General features: G+C 60.8%; 1 protein-coding gene. It reads right to left on the bottom strand.

Going from position 1 to position 2286, the window contains the following annotated elements; all coding sequences use genetic code 11:
• Window positions 1–1378 precede the first annotated feature (1378 nt).
• Window positions 1379–2286: DUF7065 domain-containing protein (locus AC1DWT_RS50915; protein ID WP_477926229.1), on the bottom strand; the 908-nt coding region annotated here is incomplete at its 5' end.

Genomic DNA, 2286 nt, shown 5'->3' with positions numbered 1-2286 from the left:
CCATCAGCCTGACTCCTTTCCATCCGATACTCAAGTTGCAGCATTCTGTACGACTGAATGAATCACTTCTGAGAGCTACCAGCCCTCGCGGGGCAGCGCTTCGGGACTCCGCATGTGGCGTTGAATGTCAGCTCTCGCAATGCGCAGCTAAATCCTCGCGCAGAGACGGGTTCCTACCTGCCTCAAACCGACACGCCTACTTGCGTTCTGCAGAGCCACGACATAGGAAGACCAAACTCAGACGTCGAGACAAAGTACGTTGTGTGTAATGTCGTCAATGTTAGCTACCTCACTGCAGAGTGTCAACGCCATAGCGGTGCCCACGTCATGCGGTGCCCGGAAGTTCCACCTTCATGAATCGTGGTGGTGGACGCACGCTCATTAGCGGCATCAACGACGCTGGAAGCCAATGCCTTACGACCGCATTCGAGGTGTGGATAGCGGGTCGAGCCACCCGGACCTTTCTTCCCGCCAGACGAATTCGGTTTCGTCCGAAACATCCACTATTTGACAACCAGTTTCATCAACCGTCGCCGGGACAGTATCGAAGGCATCGAGGATGGGACGAGTGTGGTCGGCGAGGTGACCAAGCAGCCCAACTGCCTCTAGTGGCCGTCTGGTGAACACCGTCCGACACGCTGCAATATTTTCACCGCATCACCGCCATGTCGTACTCAACCGCAATAGGGGGCCAGTTCCCAGTTGGACTTCACCTACACGAGCTACTTCGGGACTGAAGTCGGCGAAATCCATACGCCGGACAGTTGACAATCCTTCATGCAGTGGATTTCATGAGCGAGCAAACCTACAAGAACGAACCGCGTGCCTACATCGACTATTCACACTCAACGGAAGATTCACGAGAACAGTACGCTTTAGTCGATTCATCTTCGAGCACGCTCGGGGAATCGCCGCGGTGTTCGCCGCCGGGAAGAGGCACGACACCACGCCGCCCCRCTCTCACACCCCGGCGACGAACCCCGCCACCTACGCTCGCCGAGTTGAGTGCCACCCTACTTTTACGACGTTTCGGCTAGGGACCTCTACGCGGCTGACGTGATGCCCTCGTCGATAAGTGCCATCACCGAGTGATGCCGGGAGCTGCCCTGGCCTCGGACTCGGCCCAGTCCCGTGCCGAGATCCGCCTCGTACCGCTTTGCCCTCACCCTGCCACACGCCGGTCGCATCGACGGGGATTGTGTAGCCATCACCATGCTGGGCGACGGTCGACGAGTCCATCCCGCTAGCCCCTCGGCGTCACGTCGGCGAGCTGAGTGCGACGCGAGGCGTACCCGTACCGCAAGCTGATATGCCGCTGCTCGGCGAATCGAGTGCCGGTGCCATGTGCAGTGACGGCAGTCGAATTCGTCCGGACCGATCAGACGCCCCGCCGGACATACCCCTGCTCGACGATTCCTCCACCGGCCTCCCCCGACGCGGTCCTGAACGTGTGGAATTCGTCGTAGGCGCTCATCACTGCGCCCGTCCGCGGAGGCCCCATCGGAACCCACTGTCCGGCTGGCCGGCCTACCGAGGCCACGGTGAGCCGATCGCCGGAGTCCAGCTCGATCTCTGCCTCGACGAACAGTCCGCTGCCGTCGCGTGTGAACGAACTGACGCCGGCTACCGGCGTCGCGGTATCGCCGAGCAGGAATCCCGTTGCGTGATCAGAGCCGTCACTGCCGTACAACCTCATCACACTCAAGGCAAAGGTTTCGAATTTCCACATGAACCCGAAGTACTCGGACATCCCGATCGTCTCGTCACGAAATCCCCAGGTTCGATCGCGGAATCCGGATCCGTCGACCGCGGATTCCTGTCCTCGGAGGTTGACCGAGCCAACGACCGAGGCCGCCTGCTGGTAGTGCTTGAGAGCTCCCGTCTCGGCGTAGCCGCCGAACGCCTTTGGCGAGGCGTCGCCGACGAAGTCGGCCCGCGCGAACTRAGGCATGAACCGAAGTTCTGCCGTCACTTCCGGGGTAGAGATGGTGAAACCGGTGTCAAGATCCAGCCGGATGGATTTACTCTCAAAGCTCCCCGGGTCCAGAGGTTCAATCAGCTCGATCGTTCCGCTCGGTGTTTGCAGACTGAACCGCGCCTGGCGCGCGCCGGCGTTCGGCGAGGTCGAGACATGGACGGTGCCGTATATCCCGTTCTCGTCGTCCCAAAAAGGAAGCCACGCATTGTCGCGCCACGGGGGAGATCCCTCGGGGAGGTCAGCGGGAGCTGTGATGGGCTGCGCCAGCGGACCCCACACGGTGTCCGCGCCAGCACTTAGTTGAGAGG

The organism is Rhodococcus sp. P4_B6 (assembly GCF_056402215.1).
The sequence above is the reverse complement of the archived record's forward strand: the minus strand, read 5'-3'. Positions and strand labels throughout refer to the sequence as shown.